Consider the following 20,427-nt stretch of genomic DNA (forward strand, 5'->3'; position numbering starts at 1 on the left):
ACGGCATCGCCCACCGGAAGGTCACAGAGGCGACGCTGTTTCCCTATCTCATATTTCGAATCTCCCGGGCTTTGCGCGAAAAGTCCGGGACTGTACCGTGAGAATCGAGTCAAGCATGTCGAACTTTGTCGAATTCACATTCAGAGCGCAGCCGGGCTACAGCGAACCGGCGGCTCGAGAGCTCCTCACCACTTCCATTCCGGTCAGGACGATCGCTATCTACTGCTTTGACCCCCGGGCGGCCGGCGTTCCGGAAGCAGTGGCCGATCACTTCGGTGACGAGGTCTACCCTGGTGAGCTTATTCACGACGAGGCCGGCAGGATGGTAGGTGCTACAGCGACGGTGTTCCCTCTCGTCATTGGGGGTGGACGCGCAGCGGACGCTCTTCGCTCGATCACAGTCTCCCAGTACCTCTTCGGACTCGAGCGGGTTGTCGTCGTACACCACTCCTTCTGTGGCGCCAGCTCCTTCACAGAGGAGGGGATCGTCGATTCGTGGAAACGTGAACAGCACAGGGACATCTCGTCTTTGTACGACTGGGATGGCATCCGCATCGCCGACTTCGAGCAGTCACTCAACTACGACGTAAGCCTGATCCGCAAGAGCCCAGGCACGCCGAAGCACCTTGAGATTTATGGCCTCTTCTACAACATCGATTCCGGCGAGCTGACAGAGGTCGTCCGGGACGTTCCCGCCAAGACCGCACCATAATACAAATGCAGGTGCGGCGGGCGGGCGAATCTTGTCCATGTCCGCTGCACCTGCACGCGGCTTCACTTTCTGGCTTCGGAGCTTTGCCGACGGTCTGAAGACTCCAGCACCGGGATCCAGGTGCGCCGCGATCCTCCGTAGTTGTGCAGGAAAACCAGCGCGGGGCCATCGCCCTCGCGGACGTGGCCGTACACCGGCTGTCCTTCACCTCGAAATAGCGCCCCGCCACATTACCCTCGCCGCCGGCGCGCTGCTCCTGCCCGAGGTGCGCCAGCCCAAGGGCGCCCCTGCCGGATCCCAGCGCCGCTTCGGACGCATCGTCACCGACGCCATGGCGTTCGCGGCCGGCTGCTGGCTCGCGGCCGTGCACACCACCCCGACTACTGGAGCGGCATGTTCCCGGGTGTGTTCCTGGTAGGCCTGGCCCAGGCGCCGATGTTCACCGCCGCAGGCACCCTGGCACCCGAACGCGCCACTACTGGCAGCGCCGCGATCGACATGAGTCGGCAGATCGGCAGCGCGTCGGCGTGGCTGTGCTCGTCGCCCTCACGGCCCAGCCCACGCTCACGGGATTCGACCACGTTTGGTGGGTCCAGGCCAGCGCCGGCCTCGCCGAGTGGGGCGCAGGCCTGGACGGCCCGCCGCCCGGCTACACCGATCGCGCCGCCTGGTCCGTGGTGGCGATGCGCCTTACAGCTCCGGGCGAGGCGGTGCGCTTCGACGCGCTCACGGAGTTGGTGGTCGGCGAGGAGACGCTGTGGCTGCGGGGCGACGGCGAGCGGGTACGGGTGGAGACCGGCCCGGCGCCGGTGAAGCCCCATCTGCGCCTGACCTGCAAGAAGGGGACGTTCTACACCCTCGCGAAGGGGCAGGTGGCCGTAGATGAGGCGGTGGCCTCAGGGCGACTCGTCGTGGACGGCGATCCTGACACCGCCCGGCTGTTCTTCGAACTGTTCCGCCTGCCCGACGGACATCGCACTAAGCCCATACGGCGCCCACTCAAAGGACGCACACGCACCGGCGCTTCTCTAGAAACGGAAAAATCATCATGGAACGCAATCTTCTGGTGATCGGGGCGACCGGCAAGACCGGTCGTCACACCGCCGAACTGCTGCTTCAGCGCGGCAACCACGTCCGCGCGCTCGTCCGCCGAGTCGATGAGCGCTCCGAGAGGCTTGCCGGCCTCGGGGCGCAGATCGTGGAAGGCGATGTCCAGGACCTCAACTCCCTGGCGGAGGCGACGAAGGGGATCGACGCCCTGTACTTCACTTACCCGATCCGTTCTGGCCTGATGGAGGCCACGGCGAACGTGGCCGTGGCGGCGGAGGAGAACGGGGTGCAGGCGATCGTGAACATGTCGCAGATCTCCGCTCGCCGTGAATCCGCCAGCAACGCGGCACGCCAGCACTGGGTCGCCGAGCGTGTGCTGAACCGCTTCCCGGTGGCCGTCACCCACATCCGCCCGACCTTCTTCGCCCAGTGGCTGATCGATACCTGGGCCGACGGGACCGGCGAACTGCGGCTGCCCTTCGCCGACGGACGGCATGCCCCGATCGCTGAAAGCGACCAGGCAAGGGTGATCGCGGCCATCCTGGAGGACCCCGCCCCACACGCCGGCAAGGTCTATCCGCTGTACGGGCCGGTGGAGCTCAACCACTATGAGATCGCCGAGAAGATGTCGAAGGCGCTCGGCCGTCAGGTCACCTACGTGCCCATCAGTCTCGACGAGTTCAGGACCATCCTCGAAAACCGCGGAGCGCCGGAGCACCTGATCCAGCACCTTCTCGCCGTCGCGGTCGACTACCGCAACGGCATCTTCGCCGGCACGAACGACCTCGTGAAGAAGATCGGCGGCACCGACCCCCTCGATGTCGAGAGCTTCGTCGCCCAGAACCGGGCGGCCTTCGACCTGCACACGGCCTGAACCCTCAGGACCATCGGCAGAACTTCTGATGCGACCGGCGCTGTCCACCGCCCGCGAACGCCGTCCATCGGCCGCGGATGGATCAGCCGGCAAGACCGCCCGACGATCGCTGGTCGCAGGGCGACGCTTCAGGAGCGGCGTTCGGCCCGCCACTTCTCACGGGAAGCGGCGGGCCGAAAAACCTTTGCGCCTGTCGGTCAATAGCCGACGGTGAAGCGCTGCCGGCGGTGGCGAGGCTGCTCGATCTCGTCGAGGAGGGCGACCGCGTAGTCCTCCACGGAGATGGTGCTGTTGCCGTCGTCGTCGGTGATGAGGTCGTCCAGAGCGGTGCGGTAGCTGCCGGTGCGGGTGCCGGGCTCGATCATGGCCGAGGGGCTGATGCTGGTCCAGTCGACGTCGTTGACGGTCCGGTAGTAGTCGAGGGCGTCGCCGTGGGCGTGCATGATCGGCAGCAGGAAGTCGGGCAGACCCGGGGCGTCCCACACCTGCTTGCCGTCGGGGGTGTGCAGGGACCCGGCGCCGCCGACGGTGATCAGGCGGGGTGCCTGCTCGCCGAGGGTCCGCAGTACTTCGGTGAGGGCGACGGCGGCAGGCTTGATGGTGGCGATGTGGCCGGGGCCGTCACCGCCGCCGACAGCGCTGACGACGACGTCGTGGCCCTTCGCGGCGCCGGCGATCGACTGGGCGTCGAGGACGTCGCCAGTGGTGACGGCCAGGTTCGCGTGGCGTTCGGTGACCTTGGCGGGGTCACGGACGACGGCGGTGACGGTGTGGCCGCGGTCGAGGGCCTCGCGGACGATGGCGGAGCCGATGGTGCCGTTGGCGCCGAAGACGGCAATGTTCGTCATGGCAGTGTTTTCCTTCGTGATCTGTCGTGGTGGTCAGGTGGGTGGTCAGTCGGAGGCGGGGGCCAGGTGCCGGTCGAGGGCCTCGGTGAGCTGGCGGGCGCTGGAGATCGGTCCGCCGAGTCGGTGGTTGCCGGTGGGGGTGTGCAGGAGCAGGGTCGGGTAGGCGTCGACGCCGAGCCTGCGCAGTTCCCGGAAGCCGCTTTCGGCTTCGGTGCGGGTGGCCGGGTCGAGGAAGGCTTCGATGACGGCACTGACGTCGAGGCCGTGCCCGGCTGCGATGACCCGGTACACGTCGAGGTCGGAGAGGCTGTGGCCGTCGACGCACCAGGCGCGCTGGAGGGCGCTCGCCAGTTCCAGGATGCGTCCGGGGGCCTGGCGGCTCAGCGCGACCAGGCCGACGGCGGCGTCGGTGGAGTCCAACACCAAGGTCCCCTTGGCCACGGCGTCGTGATAGCCCTCACCGAAGGTGACCCCGGTGGCGGCGGCGATACGCTGGCTGGCATCCGGGATGTGCGGGTACGCCGCCACGGGCAGGGCGCGCGGGCCGGAGAAGAGCCCCCCGGACAACACCCGCAGATCGATACGGTCCGCGTTGCCGTCAGCGAACTGCCGCAGCGCCGGGCCCAAGCCGTAGCACCAGCCGCAGTAGGCGTCGAACGCGTACGTCAGACGGATACGGTCTGCCATTCGGGGCCTCCTGACATTGGTAGAAGTCAGTCATCGCTATCGGCCGGGAGCTGCGACGTCCATGCCGCCGCATATGCTCTCGACTGATGTCAAACATAGGAGCCGCGAAAGGTTCCGCCCAGGTACGGTGAGGACTCGTCGTGGTGAAAAACGGACAAGAAGCGATCCCGGAGATCCAGTACGTGCCGCCGGCGGCCGACGCGGTCGGTGTCGAAGTGATGCCGATCGCCGAACTGCGCCGCCGCATGCATCACCACGGCGCCCGGGACGCCGAGGGAGCCGGCGGCGCACAGCGCCCGGACTTCCACCTGCTCATCACGGTGGAACAGGGGCTGCTGTGGCACATGATCGACTTCGCCGACTACGCCGTCACCGACAGCACCTGGCTGTGGGTCCGCCCCGGCCAGGTACAGCGCTTCGGCGACCTCAGCGCGGCGAGCGGCACTGTGGTGCTGTTCCAGCCCGACTTCCTCGACCCCGCCACCGCCACAGACGTCCGCCTCGACGACCCCTTCGGACGCACCCTGTGGCAGATCACCGGAGAGGACGCCCCCGCCCTGCACCGGGCCCTCGACCACCTCGCCCACGAATACGGCACCACCCACATGCCGGCCCCCACCCGCTCGGCCATCCTCCAGCGACTGCTCGCCGTGCTCCTGCTGCGCCTGACCCACTTGACCGCACCCGTGGGCACCCTGCCCGCCGAGCACGCGGAGACCTTCCAGCGCTTCCGCGCCGCCGTCGAAACCGACTTCACCTGGGCCCGCGACGTCGGACACTACGCACGCGTCCTCGGATACTCGCCGCGCACCTTGACCCGGGCCGCGCTCGCCGCGGTCGGCGTCGGCGCCAAGGAGTTCATCGACCGTCGCGTCGTGCTGGAGGTCAAACGCCTCCTCGCCCACGGCGACGCACCCGTCGCGGGCATCGGGGCCCGCCTCGGCTTCCTCGACACCAGCAACTTCGTCAAATACTTCATCCAGCGCACCGGCACCACACCGGCCACCTTCCGTAGCCGGTACCGCCCGGCCCGGGTCGCCCGCTGAAGCCGCCGGCCAAAGCCGCCAGACGTACCTTCCTGCACGCCGGCAGAAGCGGGGCCGTGCCGCGAGAAGCCGTCCACCAAGGACGAGGCGCCGTGCGCTCCCTGCACGCCGGGCAGGACGAGGACCGCAACCTGGTGCTGATCAATTCGTCGAAGTCATGACCCGATCCTGGCGATGCAAGGCACTCGGGCCTCTTCTCGTTCTTGCACCGCCCTCATACGGTCGGGGCATGAACGACATACTCGCCCTGCCCGCGGGGCTGCTGGCCGACGCGAGCCTCGCTCTCGTACAGAAGTCGGAGAGCACGCCGATCGCCGACCACAGCATCCGCAGCTTCCTGTTCGCCCGCCTGTTGGCCGAGCAGGAAGGCTGCCTGAACGACGCGGCTTACGACGAGAACCTGCTCTTCGCCGCCTGCGTGATGCACGATCTGGGGCTGGGCACCCTCGCGGCCGGCCAGGCCCGGTTCGAAGTGGAAGGCGCCGATCTGGCGGCATCCGTGCTGACCGAGCACGGCATCGCGGCGGCGGACGTCGACCGGGTGTGGGAAGCGATTGCCCTGCACTCCTCTCTGGGCCTTGCCGACCGGCGCGGACTGCTGACCTACCTGACCCACAAAGGTGTCTTCACCGACGCCGGCCACTTCACCGACCTCGGCGCCGCGATGCTCCAGCCGATCTACGCCGCATACCCCCGACCCGCCGACTTGCGCTTCATGCAGGAGGCGATCGTCGAGCATGCCGCCCGCTCCCAGGCCGCGGCACCGCCATACTCGATCGCAGCCTGGTACCTGCGCCAGCGACAGGCCGGAGAGTGACCTCTGAGGTGAAGGGGCATGGGCGTCTGCAGGCGCGAGTCGGGGTTTGATCGACAATGGAACGGCCAGTGGCGTTAGCGAGCCGGGGCGGATGGCTTACTTCTAGAACTCATTAGGGACAGTCATGTCGCTGAGCAGGGCGATCACACAGCCTCGCCCACTGTGCCGCACGGCCACGGTGGGTGTGCTCCAGAGCTGATGAAGGGCCCGACGCGATGCGCGGGCCATTCGTCGTGGTGGCGGGTCGATGTGTCTCAGGCGGTGCGGGCTGGAGGAGCTCGATCTCGATGGCCAGCACACCGAGGGCTTCCTTCTCGGGGCCGTAGATGCGGCGGATGTTGGCCAGTTGCTGTTCGCGGGAGCTTTCGGGGTTGACGTTGGCCGCGCCTTCGGCGTCGAGCATCTCCTCGAAAGAGGCGTACCGGCTCACCCGCTTGACCCGGGTGAGGGCGTCGTCGCGGCCGCACACGAACCGGATGTGGTCCCCGGCCTTAAGGATGCGCAGGTTGGGGTACTGCACACGGACCTCGATGGTCTTGCGGCCGGCGGCGACCAGGTCGAAGTAGCCGGCGGTAGAGGTTCATCTCGCGGGCGCGTACGCCGGTGCTGCTGGCGGGACGGGCAGTCATGATGCGATCCGGTTCCTGGGTGGTGTAGCTGCGGTAGAAGTGTTTGGGGTCGGTCAGCATGCGGCCGACCAGCCAGACCATCGCGTCGACGAAGGAATCCGTGTCGCCGGGCCAGGTGGTGATGTCGAGCATCCAGTCGCGAGTGCTCCGGCAATATTGACCTCATCTTGGTCCGCGACTTCGGCGGCCACGCCGGTCTGGAGACGACGCGCCAGAGCTGCACTCACCGGGGATGGGGTGCAGGCGCCATCCCGGCGAAGAGGGCTTGGAGCAAGCGGTCGATGTAAGCGTGTGTGATCGGCTGCTGTGTGATCAGCAGTCGGAAGTACAACGGGCCTGACAGGATCTCGAAGGCCAGGTCCAGGTCGAAGTCGGGTGCCAGTTGCCCTTGCTCCTTGGCGGTTTTGAGGCGAGCCAGGGTGTTGGCGGTCTGCGGCTGGATGAAGCGCTGGTTGAGGGCGGCGGCGACCTCGGGAGTGTGCTGGGCTTCGCCGATGAGGTCCTGGTACAGCGGTCCCCATGGTGGCCGGGCCAGGAGGTCGACGGCCCGGGTCATCACCTCGCGCAGGTCGGCCACGATGTCGCCGGTGTCGCGATGCTCCAGGCCTGTGGTTCTCGAGCTGAGAACCGCGTCGAGGAACAGCTGGGCCTTGGAGGGCCATCGGCGGTAGATGGTGTCTTTGCCGACGCCGGCCCGGGCGGCAATCGCCTCCATGCTGAGCTTGGCGTAGCCGACCTCGAGGGCCAGGTCGAGGGCTGTCTGCATGATCGTTGCGGTCCGGTCGTCGGAGCGGCGGCGTGCGTTCATGGTGCCACCATATCGGGACGGGACGTTGGGTTTGACAATACAGAGACGCTCCCGCACGATAGGCATTCCATACGGGACGCCTCGTCCCGTTATCGGTGGCGCCGGCTAAGCGTGCGCTCACAGCCGTACGGAGGTGTCCTCATGTCACATTCCCAGCCAAGGACGCATCCTCGGGATGGGGCAGGGCGCGGGCTACACGCTGATGTTCGGCGCCGCCACCGCCGGCACGCCCAGCATCAGCAGGGCGTTGCCTCCGCAACCACCTCCGCCCAGCAGGTCGGCATCGCCGGCGGCCTCACCGTCCTGGTCGCGCCCGGCTCCACCCTCGCCCGCCGCCGGGCCGTTCCCGCAGGCGCCAGCGAACGCGCCGCCGTCCGCACGGCCGCCTGACAACCTCCACCACCCGAGGAAGACTCATGAACACGCTGAACGCCCTGCGCTCCGTCATCCGCGGCCGGGTCTGGCTGCCCGGCGATCCCGGCTTCGACGGCGCCCGCCGTCCCTGGAACCTGGCGATCGAGCAGCCGGCGGCGGCCGTGGTGGAGGCCGCCGACGCCGAAGACGTCGCCGCGCTGGTCCGGCATGCCCGTTCCGCCGGGCTGGCCATCGCGACCCAGCCCAACGGGCACGGGGCGACCGGCCGTACTGACGGGACGATCCTGCTGCGCACCGGTCGGCTGGAGACTCTGGAGGTCGATCCGGCGGCCCGGCATGCCCGCGTCGGTGCGGGCGTGCCTTCCGGCCGGGTGCAGGCCGCCGCCGCGCCGTACGGCCTGACCGGCCTGCCCGGCAGCTCTCCGGTGGTCAGCGTCGCCGGTGTCGCCCTCGGCGGCGGGTTGAGCTGGTTCGGCCGCACGTACGGGTGGGTCGCCGACAGCGTCACCGCCTTCGACATCGTCGACAGCCAGGGCCGCCAGCGGCACGTCACCGCCGGCACCGACCCTGATCTGTTCTGGGCGCTGCGCGGCGCAGGCGGCGACTTCGCCGTCGTCACCGCCCTCGAACTGGCCCTGCACCCCGCCCCGCGCCTGTACGGCGGCCGAATGTTGTGGGCGGCCGAGCACGCGCCGGATGTGATGGACGCCTACCGGCAGATCACCGCCGACGCCCCGCCCGAGTTGACGGTCTGGCTGGACCTGCTGCACTTCCCGGGCGCCGACCCCATGGTGGCCATCGACGCCACCTACCTGGGCGCCGAGAGCCAGGCGTGTGACCTGCTCGGCCTCCTGGACTGCCTGCCGGTTCCCCTGTCCGACAGCAGGCGGAGCATGCCGGTCTCCGACGTCGGGGGCATCACGGCCGAACCCACCGATCCCGGCGCGGGCCTCTCGCGCGGCGAACTGCTGAGCGACCTCGGTGACGCCGCGGTCAAGACCTTGCTGGCCGACCCGATCGCCCCGCTGCTGAGCGTGCAGATCCGGCATCTGGGCGGTGCGTTCACCCGCCCGTCCGACAGCCCGCACGGCCCGCTCATGGAGCCGTATGCCCTCTACCTGTTCGGCATCCCCGCCGATCCCGCCACGGCCGAGGCAGTCACGGGCAAGCAGGCCGCTCTCGCCGGCGCTCTGCCCGTCAGCGGCCGCAAGCCCTTCACCTTCCTCAACTCCGGCGAGAGCGCGGCCGACGCCTTCACTTCGGCCGCGCTGGATCGCCTGCGCGACATCAAGCGTCGCCACGATCCGTACAACGTCTTCCGCAGTAACTTCCCGCTCCACCCGTGAAAGGCATGAGTGATGATCATCCTCCCGATCGCCCGCACCGTTCACCGGCTCGTGGAATGGGTGCCGCCCGCGGGCGCCTGAGCGTGCATCCCGCGTTCTCTTAAGTTCTTGACGTTCATGAGCGTACGCCGCTCCCTAACGAGTACAGCGTTCGCATCGCTTGAGGAGGAAACATGACAGTGACCGCCAGCCCTACGGCCGCGCTCCCGCGTGACGCGGGCGAGCCCAGGAAGAAGAGCCTGTGGCGGCGAGCCGGCCGCGTGTCGGCCTGGGCCGTCTGCGTGCTGGTCGTCGTCTTAGGGGCGGCGTTCTTCGCGCCGCGCCTGCCCATCACCCCGGTGCAGGACGCGTTGGGCGTGATCGCGCTGTTCGTGCCCTGGCTGACCGGGTTCCTGATGGTCTGTGCGCTCGGCGCCGCTGCCACGGCGGTGATGGCATGGCGGTCCGGCCGCCGTGCCCTGTTCGGCGCCGGTGTGCTGGCCGCGCTGCTGGCCGTGCTCATGGTCGTCGTGCCCTGGGCGGTGGCCGCCCGTACCGCGGAGGTCTCCTGGTCGGAGTACTTCGCCTCGCCGGCCGCGGCGACCCCGACCTCGACCGAGACCTACGCCACCGTCGACGGCCAAGACCTCAAGGTCGACGTGTACCGGCCGCGCGCGCTCGCCGCGAGCAAGCCCGCGCTGCTCTACGTCCATGGCGGCTCATGGAACTCCGGCACCCGCGCCGACAGCGCACCCTGGCTACGCTGGATGGCCGACCAGGGCATCGCCGTCTTCTCCATCGACTACCGGCTGGCCCCGCCGCCGCGCTGGCAGGACGCGGTGGGTGACGTCAAGTGCGCGCTCGGCTGGATCCGTGGCAAGGCCGGCGAGTACGGCATCGCGCCGTCCAACGTCTCGATCGCCGGAGACTCGGCCGGCGGTCAACTCTCCATGATCGCCGCCTACACCGTCGACGACGCCCAGTTCCCGCCCTCCTGCCAGGTGCCCCAGGCGCCGGTGAAGTCCGTCATGGGCTGGTACGCACCGACCGACCTGCCCCGCCTGCTCAACGAGAACGGCCTGCCCGGTGTGGCGGCCACCGTCGCGAGCGACTACCTCGGTGGCGGCATCGACAGCCACCGCGACCGCTACGAGGCATCCTCCCCGGTCACGCACGCCCGGCACGCCCTCCCGCCGACCCTGCTCGTCCAGGGCGACCGCGACCACATGATCCCCGCCACCCAGGCCGCCGACCTGGCCGCCAAGCTCGACGCCGCGGGTGTCCCCGCCACCGCCGTGACCATCCCCTGGGCGGAGCACAACTTCACCGGCCAGTGGGGCACCTGGGGATCGCAGATCTTGCGGCCCCATGTCCAGCGGTTCCTCCAGGAACACGCGATCAAGGGCTGAGGTGTCAGGTCGGCTCGGCGACCATCGGGTTGCCGAGCTCGAAAGACACTCCACGCGGCCGCCGTGATCGCGGCCGTGACCAGGGTCTACAAACACAAAGGAATGTGAACTATGTCGAAAGTCGCCAGCTGGGATATGAAGGGCACCTGGGACGGCAAGGGTGCTTGGGACACTCAGGGACACTGGGAAGAGCACCAGCGCGCCGGGCTGAGCGAGGCGGGGCTGCGGCGGATGCGTGACGTGCTGGGCGGGCATGTCGTGTCAGGCGCGGTCCCCGGCCTGGTCGCCCTGGTCGGCCGGGGAGGCGACACGCACGTCGAGGCCATGGGAACGCTGCACGTGGGCGGCACCGAGCCGATGCGGCGGGACACGATCTTCCGGATGGCGTCGGTGACCAAGCCGGTCACGGCTGCCGGGGTGATGATCCTGGTCGAGGAGTGCCGGCTGGGGCTGGACGAGCCGGTGGACGAGTGGCTGCCGGAGCTCGCCGACCGGAGGGTGCTGGCCCGGATCGACGCCCCGCTGGAGGACACGGTGCCCGCCGCGCGGCCGATCACCGTACGTGACCTGCTGACCTTCACCTTCGGGTTCGGCGCGGTGCTGGCGCCGCCGGAAACGTACCCGATCCAGACCGCGATCCGCGAGCTCGGCCTGGACACCACCGCACCGGGCTTCGGTCCTGAGGAGTGGATCCGCCGGCTCGGCACGCTGCCCCTGATGCACCAGCCGGGCGCGCTCTGGCAGTACCACACCGGCTCCGACGTGCTCGGCGTGCTCGTCGGCCGGGTGAGCGGGCAGTCGCTGGAGGAGTTCCTGCGCGAGCGGCTGTTCGGGCCGCTCGGCATGAAGGACACCGGCTTCCACGTGCCCGCCGACCGGATCCACCGGCTGCCGACCAGCTACGCCCACAACCCGGAGAACGGCGAGCTGGTGGTGTGGGACGAGGCCGCCACCGGGAAGTACAGCACGCCGCCGGTGTTCCAGGCCGGCGGCGACGGGCTGGTCTCGACCGTCGACGACTATCACGCCTTCTACCGGATGTTGCTGAACAAGGGCACCCTGGGCGGCGAGCGCGTCCTGTCGCGGGCGTCGGTCGAGCTGATGACGATGGACCACCTGACGCCGGAGCAGAAGGTCGAGAAGGACGCCTTCGGCGACCACTTCGGCAGGCACGGCGGGTACGGCTTCGGCACGGCCGTCCGCACCCACCGCCGTGATCTGGCCTCGCTGGGGCAGTTCGGCTGGGACGGCGGCCTGGGCACGACCGCGTACGCCGATCCGGCCGAAGGGCTCACCGGCATCCTGCTGACCCAGACCGCGATGGACTCGGCCCACACGCCCCGCCTCCACCGCGACTTCTGGACCACTGCCTACCAGGCGATCGCCTGACTAGGCGCCACGGCCAGGTCCTTGGTCAGAACCGCGACCAGTGGCCCGCTGGGCGGGCTTCTTGAGCCGGTTGAACGTCGATTTGCCGTCCGGCCCGACGACGAGCAGACCTTCCATCCGGGCCCGGCCGGCCTCGCCCATCCGCTCCAGGATCGTGGCGGCGATCGCCCGGGCCCGACCCGCGTCGTACTTCACGCCCTGACGCTGGCGCACCAGCTTGCGATGCGCCTTCGCGCTGCCGGAGGAGCCATGGTCCGGCCCGGCGTCGTCGGCCAACTCCAGGCAGCGCCGGACGTGGTCGATCACCACCTCGGAATCTCGTCCGGGGACGGAAAGCGCGCCATCTTCTGGAAGCACTTCAACGCCAGCAGCAGCGCGAAGCTCGACTCCGGGCTGCCGGTCCGTTTTTCGGCCCAGTCCACCTCTTCCGGCGAGGGCGTGAAGAGCACGTGCAGCCCTCGCGCCGACGTCAGTCGCTTGAACTGCGGATAGGCGGTCCGCTCGATCCACGTCGTCTCAGGCTGTCCCTCGCCTCGATCCCCGGCGTTCAGACGCCGAAACCGTAGCGACGATCAACTCCAACGGATGACTTGTTCACCAAACCGCGATCAAACCCAAGCGGAGGGTCACATCATCCGTGGAACACCCTTCTGACCAGCAGTTCAGCAGCCTACTGTCCTTTTCTCCCGTACTTGGTCTGCCCCTCTTCCTGGCCTCGACGGTCACCGACGTCGACTGGCTCGCTGCGAGCGACATGAGCCCACAGTGTTGATCTTGGCTGGGTTGCGACCTTGGTCCGGCGGCACGTCTCTCATAAACGCTCGCTTAGCTCTTCCGCATGAGGTCGGCAGCGGTGCTTCCGGGGGTCGTCGACGAGGTTTCTGGTCCGGATGCAGGCGGGCCGGCTTCAGGGCAGAGATCCTGGCGCAGGGCGGCGTACTCAAAGTGGGCCTGTTCGACGGCCTCGGGGTGGCGCTGGGTTTTCTCGTGTTCCGCGAGGGCGCGGTAGACGCTGGCAAGGGAGGGGTTGTGGCCCTTGCGCTTGCCAGTAGGAATGATCAGATCCTTACGGATCTTCTCGACGGGTTCGCCGGTCGCGCGGCGGCGCAGCACGGTGTGGATCATGTCGTCGGTGATGACGGCCGGGCGGCCGCCGTGGTTGCCCTTGCGGGGGTCCCGGTAGTCCTGTCGAAGAATCCAACACATATAGCCCTGACCTGCGGTGATGCGGGGTTGTTGTAGGGGTCTGAGATCGTTTCCGCTACGTTCTGTAACGGTTTGTCCGGTCTAGAGATCCTGCTGGTTAACTCACCTCAGGCCGCAAGAGCGAGTTCTGCCAGTTCGAGGCGGGCAAGGTGGCCGCTGCGGGTCCGATCGAGCGGGTGCGCGTTCCACCAGGCGTCCAGGCGAATGAGGTTGAGCGCTACGGCGGAGAAGACGTGTTCGAGGTGGACCTTGGCCAGTCCTCGGTAGCGGGCTCGGCGGACTCCGGCGACCGCGACGGCTTGGCGCATGGTGCCCTCGACTCCGGCGCGGAGCTTGTATTTGTCCTGCCAGTCCTTACCGGTCTGATCGGCACGTGCCTGGTCAAGGGCTTGTTGAAGGGGGCGGGCGCGGATGGTGAGCTGGAGTCCGCCCTTCTTGGCCGAGGTGCACAAGGAGCGAACCGGGCACGGCCGGCAGATCTCGCCGCTGAATTTGACCACGATGGCCTCGGTGTCGCGCTGGGTGCACCGGCTCCACGAGGAACTCGCCTGTCCTTGCGGGCAGGTGACCTGTTCGGCGTCCCAGTCGATGGTGAACGCCGCACGGTCGTAGTCGGCGGCGGCGCGGGCTTGCGATGAGTGATCCAGCAGAACCGGGGTGATGAGCGCGATCCCGAAGGTCTTGCGGGCGCCGACGAGGAGTTCCGCGGATGGGTAGCCGGAATCGAGGTAGTGCTCGCCGGGCAGCAGCCTGCGTGCCGCGAGCATTTGGTGGATCTTCTCGGTCATCTGGCTGTCGGGGACGGTCGCGTCCGTGGTGGCGACGTTCGTGATCAGGTTGGGCGGCACGATCGTCTTGCCGTTCGTGTCGGCGGGGGTGTGGCACGTCTCGCTGATGTGCAGTTTGTAACCGTTCCAGAACATGTTGTCGCCCTTGGCCGCCCACCGGGCGTCAGTGTCATAGGGGGAGGTCAGCCGCACTCTGCCCGGCGGCAGTCCCTCTCCACCGTCTTTGAGGGGCCGCCGCCGCTGAACCACCTCCCGCCCCTTCCGGTCGGTGACGCGCACATAGTTCTGGATCAACATGACCCGCAGCGCCTGCACCGCGGGCAGATTTCGTAACCACGCCGGGGAGAACGGTGCATACACCGCTTCCACCAGCGCATAGCCGTCGGCGCCGTAGGCGCGCGCAAGCTCATCGCGTTTCGTCTCCGAGGCCGGCAGCCGCCAGGAGTCGATGCGGACGCGATAGCGTTCAGCCCATCCAGGCAGCTCGAGGACCCTGCTCGTCCAGCCGGGGTCAGCGGCCGAGATCGCCTCCAACGCTGCGCGGACGCATTCCCCGGCCAGCTCCAGCCGGTTCAGGTCTCGGACCGCGCTGATCACGTGGGTGGAGTCGGTACGCTGCTTGCCTCCTGCCTTGACCAGGCCTTTCTCGACGAGCTTGGCGAGCAGCAGGTCCAGAGCCTTCTCCTCCAGGCCGTGGGCGATGACCCGAGTCCGGAACTCGCTCAGCACACTCGCATCGAAACCGGGATCATCCAACGCCAGCCCAAGCGCGTACTTCCAGCTCAAGTCCGCTCGCACGGTCTCGGTGGCCTGCCGGTCGGTCAGGTTCTCCACCCGCTGCAACACCGTGATCAACGCCAGCCGGCCCGGTGACCAGCCCGGTTTGCCCTCGGCTGCGAACGCAGCCGCGAACTCCGCGTCGGCGAACAGTTCGCCCAGCTCATCCCGGACCCGGACGGGGAGCGGCGGTTGCCGCTTGCCGCGATACATCGAGCGGATCGCCGCCGCGATCACCGGGTCCGGTTCCGGCCAGGACCGGGGCTGCATCGACACCGACCACTCCATCCACGACCGGGAGGAGGGGGAACCCCGGCCGTGGACTGCATGATCCCGGACGTCAAAGACTCAGGTCACGAACCTACAGCCGCGTGTCGCGAGTTAACCTCAGCTATTCAGCCGGGGCGGTAGTTGTGCTCTAGAACATGAGAAAAGGTGCCCCTGAACTGCAAGGATTCGGGTGTCGAAGCCATATCCGCTGCAGAAGCAGGTGCACCTTTCTGGTGAGTGAGCGTATCGGGTGGGACCGCCGGTTGTCTGTCACCGCCGACGGAAAAGGGCTGGTCGGTCACGCGGGCGCGGTCCTGCTGCACAAGCTCGCCGAACGGGTGGGACTGACCCAGACGCTCGGCGGACTGTGGCCGGATGGGCAGAGCGCGACCTGGCGCGACCGCGCGCCTGTCCTCATCAGTCTGGCCGCCGCGATCGTGTGCGGCGCACGCAGCATGCTGGAGGCCGAGCGACTGCAGGCCCACCAGGCGGCACTGTTCGGGACGGCGCCGTCGGACTCCACCACCCACCGCACGCTGGCCGGCCTGGACGAGCCGATGCTCGCCCGCATCGCCAAGACCCGGGCGAGGGTACGCCGCCGCGTCTGGCAGCTGCTGCATCTGCGCCCGGGTGGCTTTCCCTGGCTGACAGTGGCCGGCAAGCGACTGCGCGGCTGGATCGTCATCGACATCGATGCCACCGTCATCACCGCCGCCTCCGACAAGAGCGGCGCAGCGGTCACGTTCAAGAAGACCTACGGCTTTCACCCGCTGGCCTGCTGGTGTGCCAACACCCAAGAGTCGCTGGCGATGCTGCTGCGCCCCGGCAATGCGGGCAGCAACACCGTCGCCGACCACCTGCGGGTGCTGCGTGAGGCGCTGACCCAGATCCCGAACTCCTGTCAGGCCAAGATCCTGGTCCGGGTCGATGGCGCGGGCGCCACCCACGATCTGCTGGTCCACCTGGAAGGGCTGAACACCGCTCGCCGCACGGTGCGGTACCTGGTCGGCTGGATGATCACCGAACTCGACGAGCAGGCCATCGCCCGGCTGCCCGCCACCGCCTGGACCGACTCCCTGCGCCAGGACGGCGACCTCCAGCCCGGCTACCACGTCGCAGAGCTCACCGGTCTCAATCAGCGCACAGGCTGGCCAGATGGCATGCGGCTCCTGGTGCGCCGGGTCCGCCCCTCGGCCCGGCACCGCAAGAACCTCACCGCCTTCGAAACCCGGACCGGCTGGAAGTACTCGATCACCGCCACCAACATCGGCCGCATGTGGGGCATCGCCGGCTCCCACCACCCGCAATGGCTGGACGCCCTGGCCCGCGCCCACGCCGTCGTCGAGGACCGGGTACGCGCCGACAAAGCGATGGGCCTGCGCAACCTGCCCAGCAAGGACTGGACCGTCAATTCTGGTTGGATGCTGGCCGCCAACCTCGGCCACGACCTGGACTGCTGGCTGCGCCTGCTGACCCTGCACGACCAGCCCGGCCTGGAACGCGCCGAGCCCGACACCATGCGCTACCGGCTCTACCACCTGCCCGCACGCCTGGCCGCCCACGCCCGGCGCCGTCACCTGCGCATCGAGCACACCTGGCCCTGGGCCGCGGCCTTCGTCCTGGCCTGGCATCGCCTCACCGACCTGCCCGCTCTCGCCTGAGAGCCGGACCCGACCGCAACGATTCAGGAAGGAGCCTCATCCGGGCCCCGTGGAACCCGGCGCCCCCGCAGCGTCATGCGACGGCCCGCCCCAACCGCACCAGGGACATTACGGGCAAACCGCGGCGCCACTCACACAGCACAGCCCACTGTAGGGTCGGGGACTGGCGCGGTGGCGTCTCCTGGCGGTAGGGCCTGGGGCCTTCATGTTCCGCCGGTTTCCCGGTCGGTTGTGCCACCCCAGTGACCGTGGCCAGGTTCGTTGCTCCGTTTCCAGTCCCCGCCCGTCGAACCGTGCATGCCGTTCTCCGGCACACGGCTCACCGACGTCGTTCACCGCCTGGCATTCGGCATCCCCCGCCAGTCCCGAAAGGGCCTGGGTGCGACGACGATTCCCGACAACGTGACCAGGCCGAGTTGATCCGGAGACTGGAAGGCCACAACCGACCAGCCGAACCCTCGCGAGCGGCGATGGCATTTGCGAAGCACGAGCGCCATCCGCATCCGCGCATAGCTCCTGATCTTGTTGAAGTGCCGGGAGGAGTTACCGAACCGGAAATAGGCGGCCCAGCCGCGCAGGAACCGGTTGATATCCTCCACGATCACCTCCGGGTGCAGCAGCAGCCGAGACCGGAGCGTCAACTCACGGATCCGGTCACGAGCGTGCTGCATGGCCCGGTCGGCGGGCCAGCGGGCGAGAAAGGTGACAGGCCGTTTGCCGTCCCGACCCAGGCTGCGCACCAGTCGGTGGTGAAAGCCGAGAAAGTCCAGCCCTTCCCCACCCACCTCCAGATGCACGATCCGGGTCTTGGCCGCCTTCGGTTCCAAGCCGAGATCGGCCAGCAGCGCGGTCAACCGCGCGAGCGCGCGTTCGGCCTGGCTGCGCGACCAGCACATCACCGTCACATCGTCGGCATAGCGCACCAGAACCCCATCGCCCTCATCCCACGCCCGATCAAGTCGGTGCAGGTAGACGTTGCACAAGACGGGTGAAATCACGCCGCCTTGCGCGGTTCCGGTGACCGGCCGACGGACCTGTCCCTCCACCATCACCCCAGCGCGCAAGATCGCGCGCAGGAGCTTGAGAACGGACTGGTCACAGACGCGTTCCTCGACCGCTCGTATCAACTCATCATGCGGAATCGCCGAAAAGCAGTCAGCGATGTCCGTCTCCACCACCCACCGGCGCCCCCGATAACACTCATCGATGAGCACCTGCAAGGCGTCGTGCGCCGAGCGCTTCGGCCGGAACCCGAACGAACAGCCCAGCATGTCCGCCTCAAAGACCGGTTCGAACACGATCTTCAATGCGGCCTGCACGACCCGGTCACGAACAGCGGGAATCGACAGCGGCCTCTGCTCGGCCGTGCCCGGCTTGGGGATCAGCACCCGCCGCGCCGGAAGCGGACGATACCGCCCATCCCTCAGTTCGTCGGCCACCTCGTCGAGCAGCCGGGCAACCCCGTACTCCTCGATCTGGGCCAGGGTGGTCTTGTCGATACCGGGTGCTCCGTTGTTGGCGCGCACCGCGACCCACCCGCGCTGCAGCACGTCTCCGCGGCAGACCTTGTCATACAACGCGTGGAATCGACGTCCGGGATCGGCCTTGGCCGCCCGGTAAAGCGCATGCTGCAAGGCTCGGACCGGATCACGCGGAACCCGTGGTTCCCGCGATCCCTTGGCGGCGGGACTAGCCTGACCGGCACTCACCGGGCCCCTCCATCACAGTCGCTGCGCATCGACGAAGCAGCGGCCCTTCCCTCACCGCCGGTTGTGTTGTCCGGTCGGCTCCAGCAGTACTACGGCCGCCTCCGACGCCCACCCGGCCGACACTCCATTTCCCGGCGTTGACCGGTTATAGGACGCCACACTCCGGCAACACCATGTCCGCAGGTTGCCGGGCCGGGGAGGGCCTCCCCAGTTCCCGCCGCCACTCTCGATACGTTCCGCGCCCCATACGCCGGGGAGTCCTTGACGGCTGCGCTTCCAGGCCCTTCACCGCGTCCGTGGCCTTCGCCCTGGATTCGGGGGCTCGGCTCTCCCTGGTTCCCGACCAATGGCCGGGACCTCTAACGACGCCGCAGGCTTCGCTTCATGCTACGGACCGCATCGTTGCTCCCCCTTGAAAGGGCCTTTGACGCTGGGCTTCGACCCCGCCCGTTTCCAGACGAAGCCGCCAGCCTGCTACCGGGCCTCCTGGCAGCTACCCGGACCGGACTTCCACCGGCAAGCGACGACGAGCTTACGAACAACAAGATCAGCCGCTACTCACGGCTTCACCTCCGTTCTGCTGGGCGCACGAAGGATCGAGGTTAACCAGCAGGATCACCGCTGCCCTCTGAGCTGAGGCTCCGATCGGCGCCATTTCCGGCTGTGGCAGGTCATAGTGCCCTGGCGATCACGTGGGGACCATTCGTGAAACCATCTCGTACGGCATCGAGAATTCGCAGGATTGCCAGGGTCTCATGCAGTGGCATGAGGGAGGATTCCGTGCTCCCGCTACGAAGGCAATGAGCCACTTCTGCGGCCTGATAGGTATACCCGTGACCGACGAGTTCGATGGCGAACGCCTCTGATCTTCTTCCGTCCCGGTGCAGTGTCAATTCTCTCGGCCTGAAGAAGGGGGGAGCCACATCGATTCGCCCTGTTGTCCCGATTACCGTCGCTGTTTGGGTTGATTGAGCCAGTAGACCACAATGCAGAAGCGCGATTGCGCCGGCGCGGTAGTGCAGCAGGACGGCGGTGTTGGCATCGACACCGGTTGCCGCCGGGCTGGATACGGTACGGATGTCGTCCGGCTGCCCGAGCAGCATCCATGCCAGTGACAGCGGATAGACGCCGAGGTCCAGGAGGGCTCCTCCGGCTAGTTCTGGAGCCCATACGCGGTGGTTCGGATCGTAGGCAGGTGCGAAGCAGAAGTCGGCATAGAGCGCTGTGACCTCGCCGATCGCACCGTCGGAGACAAGTTCGCGTAGCCGTCTGATGACGGGGTTGAATCTCATCCACATGGCCTCCATGGCGAACACACGGCGCTCGCGCGCAAGGCTGATGAGTCCTTGTGCCTGCTCGGCGGTCACGGTGAACGGTTTTTCCATCACGATGGCGCGCCCGCCTTGCAGGCACGTTTGGCCAGCGGAATAGTGCGTGTTGTTCGGGGTTGCCACGTAGATGACGTCGATTTCGTCGTCAGCGGCTAGATCTGTGTAGGAGCCGTATGCCCGTGAAATGTTGTGCCGTTGGGCGAACGCCTGGGCGGTTCGGCTGTTGCGTGAGCCGACGGCCATTACGTGATGGCCGGGCATCCGCAGGAGGTCTTCGGTGAAGACCTGAGCCATGTGTCCGGTGCCGAGGACTCCCCAGCGAATGGGCCTTTGACGCATGGCCTGCTACCTGTCTCCGGTGCGTGTGGCCATTTCGTCCAGGATGGTGGCGGTAGCGGTCGCTCCGAAACGGGTGGCACCCGCTTGAACCATTTCCAGGAGCGTGTCAAGGGTGCGCACCCCGCCTGCGGCCTTGACTTTGACGCGAGGAGAAACGCTGAGGCGCATCAGTCCAACATCGTGAAGAGTGGCGCCCCCTGGTGCGAATCCGGTGGAGGTTTTCACGAAGGCGGCGCCTGCTCTCTCAGCCGCCCGGCAGGCTCGGATCTTTTCCTCGTCGGTCAGGTACACAGGCTGAATTCGTAGGGTCGGTCATGTGTTCAAGGGGTGTTCGATTATCAGGCCGGTCTGGGCGAGACAGCCGTCGAGTAGGTGGG

At 67.8% G+C, this 20,427-nt stretch carries 21 protein-coding genes; 9 read left to right on the forward strand and 12 right to left on the reverse strand.

The window, feature by feature from the left end; translation table 11 throughout:
* Window positions 1–115: 115 nt before the first annotated feature.
* From AB0F17_RS55990 to AB0F17_RS56000, 3 genes are all read left to right on the forward strand, one after another.
* Window positions 116–712: a carbonic anhydrase gene (locus AB0F17_RS55990; RefSeq protein ID WP_358042218.1), complete on the forward strand. Its 597-nt coding sequence runs from the start codon at window positions 116–118 to the stop codon at window positions 710–712.
* Window positions 713–1,239: 527 nt separating this feature from the next.
* Window positions 1,240–1,782 carry an SCP2 sterol-binding domain-containing protein gene (locus AB0F17_RS55995; protein WP_358042221.1) on the forward strand — a complete coding sequence of 181 codons (543 nt, stop codon included), beginning with the start codon at window positions 1,240–1,242 and terminating at the stop codon, window positions 1,780–1,782.
* Window positions 1,761–2,636: an NmrA family NAD(P)-binding protein gene (locus tag AB0F17_RS56000; protein WP_358042224.1), complete on the forward strand. Its 876-nt coding sequence runs from the start codon at window positions 1,761–1,763 to the stop codon at window positions 2,634–2,636. Before AB0F17_RS55995 ends, AB0F17_RS56000 begins: the two co-directional genes overlap by 22 nt.
* Window positions 2,637–2,833: 197 nt before the next feature.
* Here the strand turns inward: AB0F17_RS56000 and AB0F17_RS56005 are convergent, their stop codons facing one another.
* On the reverse strand, window positions 2,834–3,484 hold the full coding sequence (locus AB0F17_RS56005; RefSeq protein ID WP_358042227.1) for an NAD(P)H-binding protein: 651 nt from the start codon (window positions 3,482–3,484) through the stop codon (window positions 2,834–2,836).
* 45 nt (window positions 3,485–3,529) lie between these two features.
* Window positions 3,530–4,171 carry a DsbA family protein gene (locus tag AB0F17_RS56010; protein ID WP_358042229.1) on the reverse strand — a complete coding sequence of 214 codons (642 nt, stop codon included), beginning with the start codon at window positions 4,169–4,171 and terminating at the stop codon, window positions 3,530–3,532.
* A 140-nt stretch (window positions 4,172–4,311) separates the two neighbouring features.
* Here AB0F17_RS56010 and AB0F17_RS56015 point away from each other — a divergent pair, with 140 nt between their 5' ends.
* Together AB0F17_RS56015 and AB0F17_RS56020 are read left to right on the forward strand one after the other, a co-directional pair.
* The gene (locus AB0F17_RS56015) at window positions 4,312–5,217 is read left to right on the forward strand and encodes a helix-turn-helix domain-containing protein (protein ID WP_358042232.1); all 906 of its coding nucleotides are present in this window, start codon (window positions 4,312–4,314) and stop codon (window positions 5,215–5,217) included.
* 229 nt (window positions 5,218–5,446) lie between these two features.
* A complete protein-coding gene (locus AB0F17_RS56020; protein WP_358042235.1) occupies window positions 5,447–6,034 on the forward strand; it encodes an HD domain-containing protein in 588 nt (195 codons plus the stop codon).
* Window positions 6,035–6,146: 112 nt separating this feature from the next.
* Here the strand turns inward: AB0F17_RS56020 and AB0F17_RS56025 are convergent, their stop codons facing one another.
* From AB0F17_RS56025 to AB0F17_RS56040, 4 genes are all read right to left on the reverse strand, one after another.
* Window positions 6,147–6,554: a hypothetical protein gene (locus AB0F17_RS56025; protein WP_358042238.1), complete on the reverse strand. Its 408-nt coding sequence runs from the start codon at window positions 6,552–6,554 to the stop codon at window positions 6,147–6,149.
* A complete protein-coding gene (locus AB0F17_RS56030; RefSeq protein ID WP_358042241.1) occupies window positions 6,526–6,795 on the reverse strand; it encodes a hypothetical protein in 270 nt (89 codons plus the stop codon). The genes AB0F17_RS56025 and AB0F17_RS56030 overlap by 29 nt, the downstream gene beginning before the upstream one ends.
* Window positions 6,796–6,886: 91 nt before the next feature.
* Entirely contained in the window at window positions 6,887–7,471 is a 585-nt protein-coding gene (locus AB0F17_RS56035) for a TetR/AcrR family transcriptional regulator (RefSeq protein ID WP_358042244.1), read from the reverse strand.
* A 192-nt stretch (window positions 7,472–7,663) separates the two neighbouring features.
* Complete coding sequence (locus AB0F17_RS56040) at window positions 7,664–7,864, reverse strand: hypothetical protein (protein WP_358042247.1); 201 nt, start codon at window positions 7,862–7,864, stop codon at window positions 7,664–7,666.
* Window positions 7,865–7,887: 23 nt separating this feature from the next.
* On the opposite strand from AB0F17_RS56040, the gene AB0F17_RS56045 reads away from it, so the two are divergent.
* From AB0F17_RS56045 to AB0F17_RS56055, 3 genes are all read left to right on the forward strand, one after another.
* Window positions 7,888–9,192 carry an FAD-binding oxidoreductase gene (locus AB0F17_RS56045; protein WP_358042250.1) on the forward strand — a complete coding sequence of 435 codons (1,305 nt, stop codon included), beginning with the start codon at window positions 7,888–7,890 and terminating at the stop codon, window positions 9,190–9,192.
* Window positions 9,193–9,365: 173 nt separating this feature from the next.
* On the forward strand, window positions 9,366–10,580 hold the full coding sequence (locus AB0F17_RS56050; RefSeq protein WP_358042254.1) for an alpha/beta hydrolase: 1,215 nt from the start codon (window positions 9,366–9,368) through the stop codon (window positions 10,578–10,580).
* 111 nt (window positions 10,581–10,691) lie between these two features.
* A complete protein-coding gene (locus AB0F17_RS56055; protein ID WP_358042257.1) occupies window positions 10,692–11,969 on the forward strand; it encodes a serine hydrolase domain-containing protein in 1,278 nt (425 codons plus the stop codon).
* On the opposite strand, the gene AB0F17_RS56060 is transcribed toward AB0F17_RS56055, so the two are convergent.
* The 4 genes from AB0F17_RS56060 to AB0F17_RS56075 all read right to left on the reverse strand — a co-directional run bounded on the left by AB0F17_RS56060 (window position 11,970) and on the right by AB0F17_RS56075 (window position 15,010).
* Window positions 11,970–12,275: a hypothetical protein gene (locus tag AB0F17_RS56060; RefSeq protein WP_358042260.1), complete on the reverse strand. Its 306-nt coding sequence runs from the start codon at window positions 12,273–12,275 to the stop codon at window positions 11,970–11,972. It abuts the gene before it with no gap.
* Window positions 12,272–12,418: a hypothetical protein gene (locus AB0F17_RS56065; protein WP_358042263.1), complete on the reverse strand. Its 147-nt coding sequence runs from the start codon at window positions 12,416–12,418 to the stop codon at window positions 12,272–12,274. Before AB0F17_RS56065 ends, AB0F17_RS56060 begins: the two co-directional genes overlap by 4 nt.
* Before the next feature lie 376 nt (window positions 12,419–12,794).
* Complete coding sequence (locus AB0F17_RS56070) at window positions 12,795–13,094, reverse strand: hypothetical protein (protein WP_358042266.1); 300 nt, start codon at window positions 13,092–13,094, stop codon at window positions 12,795–12,797.
* A gap of 188 nt (window positions 13,095–13,282) precedes the next feature.
* Window positions 13,283–15,010 (reverse strand): IS1182 family transposase, encoded by a 1,728-nt coding sequence (locus AB0F17_RS56075; RefSeq protein WP_358042284.1) that lies wholly within the window; start codon window positions 15,008–15,010, stop codon window positions 13,283–13,285.
* Window positions 15,011–15,243: 233 nt separating this feature from the next.
* On the opposite strand from AB0F17_RS56075, the gene AB0F17_RS56080 reads away from it, so the two are divergent.
* Window positions 15,244–16,671 (forward strand): IS1380 family transposase, encoded by a 1,428-nt coding sequence (locus AB0F17_RS56080; RefSeq protein WP_358042269.1) that lies wholly within the window; start codon window positions 15,244–15,246, stop codon window positions 16,669–16,671.
* Between the two features lie 332 nt (window positions 16,672–17,003).
* Here the strand turns inward: AB0F17_RS56080 and ltrA are convergent, their stop codons facing one another.
* Together ltrA and AB0F17_RS56090 are read right to left on the reverse strand one after the other, a co-directional pair.
* Window positions 17,004–18,305, reverse strand: coding sequence for a group II intron reverse transcriptase/maturase (ltrA, locus tag AB0F17_RS56085; protein ID WP_358042272.1), 1,302 nt, complete (start codon window positions 18,303–18,305; stop codon window positions 17,004–17,006).
* A gap of 746 nt (window positions 18,306–19,051) precedes the next feature.
* Entirely contained in the window at window positions 19,052–20,050 is a 999-nt protein-coding gene (locus AB0F17_RS56090; protein ID WP_358042275.1) for a Gfo/Idh/MocA family oxidoreductase, read from the reverse strand.
* Between the last annotated feature and the right edge of the window lie 377 nt (window positions 20,051–20,427).

It is taken from the genome of Nonomuraea sp. NPDC026600 (genome assembly GCF_040638335.1).
GTDB lineage: Bacteria > Actinomycetota > Actinomycetes > Streptosporangiales > Streptosporangiaceae > Nonomuraea.

Bases quoted from the DNA above. Each gene is read 5' to 3' on its own strand.
- AB0F17_RS55990 (WP_358042218.1), top strand. From the start codon at position 116: ATGTCGAACTTTGTCGAATTCACATTCAGAGCGCAGCCGGGCTACAGC.
- AB0F17_RS56000 (WP_358042224.1), top strand. From the start codon at position 1,761: ATGGAACGCAATCTTCTGGTGATCGGGGCGACCGGCAAGACCGGTCGT.
- AB0F17_RS56005 (WP_358042227.1), bottom strand. From the start codon at position 3,484: ATGACGAACATTGCCGTCTTCGGCGCCAACGGCACCATCGGCTCCGCC.
- AB0F17_RS56010 (WP_358042229.1), bottom strand. From the start codon at position 4,171: ATGGCAGACCGTATCCGTCTGACGTACGCGTTCGACGCCTACTGCGGC.
- AB0F17_RS56020 (WP_358042235.1), top strand. From the start codon at position 5,447: ATGAACGACATACTCGCCCTGCCCGCGGGGCTGCTGGCCGACGCGAGC.
- AB0F17_RS56030 (WP_358042241.1), bottom strand. From the start codon at position 6,795: ATGCTCGACATCACCACCTGGCCCGGCGACACGGATTCCTTCGTCGAC.
- AB0F17_RS56035 (WP_358042244.1), bottom strand. From the start codon at position 7,471: ATGAACGCACGCCGCCGCTCCGACGACCGGACCGCAACGATCATGCAG.
- AB0F17_RS56045 (WP_358042250.1), top strand. From the start codon at position 7,888: ATGAACACGCTGAACGCCCTGCGCTCCGTCATCCGCGGCCGGGTCTGG.
- AB0F17_RS56050 (WP_358042254.1), top strand. From the start codon at position 9,366: ATGACAGTGACCGCCAGCCCTACGGCCGCGCTCCCGCGTGACGCGGGC.
- AB0F17_RS56055 (WP_358042257.1), top strand. From the start codon at position 10,692: ATGTCGAAAGTCGCCAGCTGGGATATGAAGGGCACCTGGGACGGCAAG.
- AB0F17_RS56070 (WP_358042266.1), bottom strand. From the start codon at position 13,094: ATGATCCACACCGTGCTGCGCCGCCGCGCGACCGGCGAACCCGTCGAG.
- AB0F17_RS56075 (WP_358042284.1), bottom strand. From the start codon at position 15,010: ATGCAGCCCCGGTCCTGGCCGGAACCGGACCCGGTGATCGCGGCGGCG.
- AB0F17_RS56090 (WP_358042275.1), bottom strand. From the start codon at position 20,050: ATGCGTCAAAGGCCCATTCGCTGGGGAGTCCTCGGCACCGGACACATG.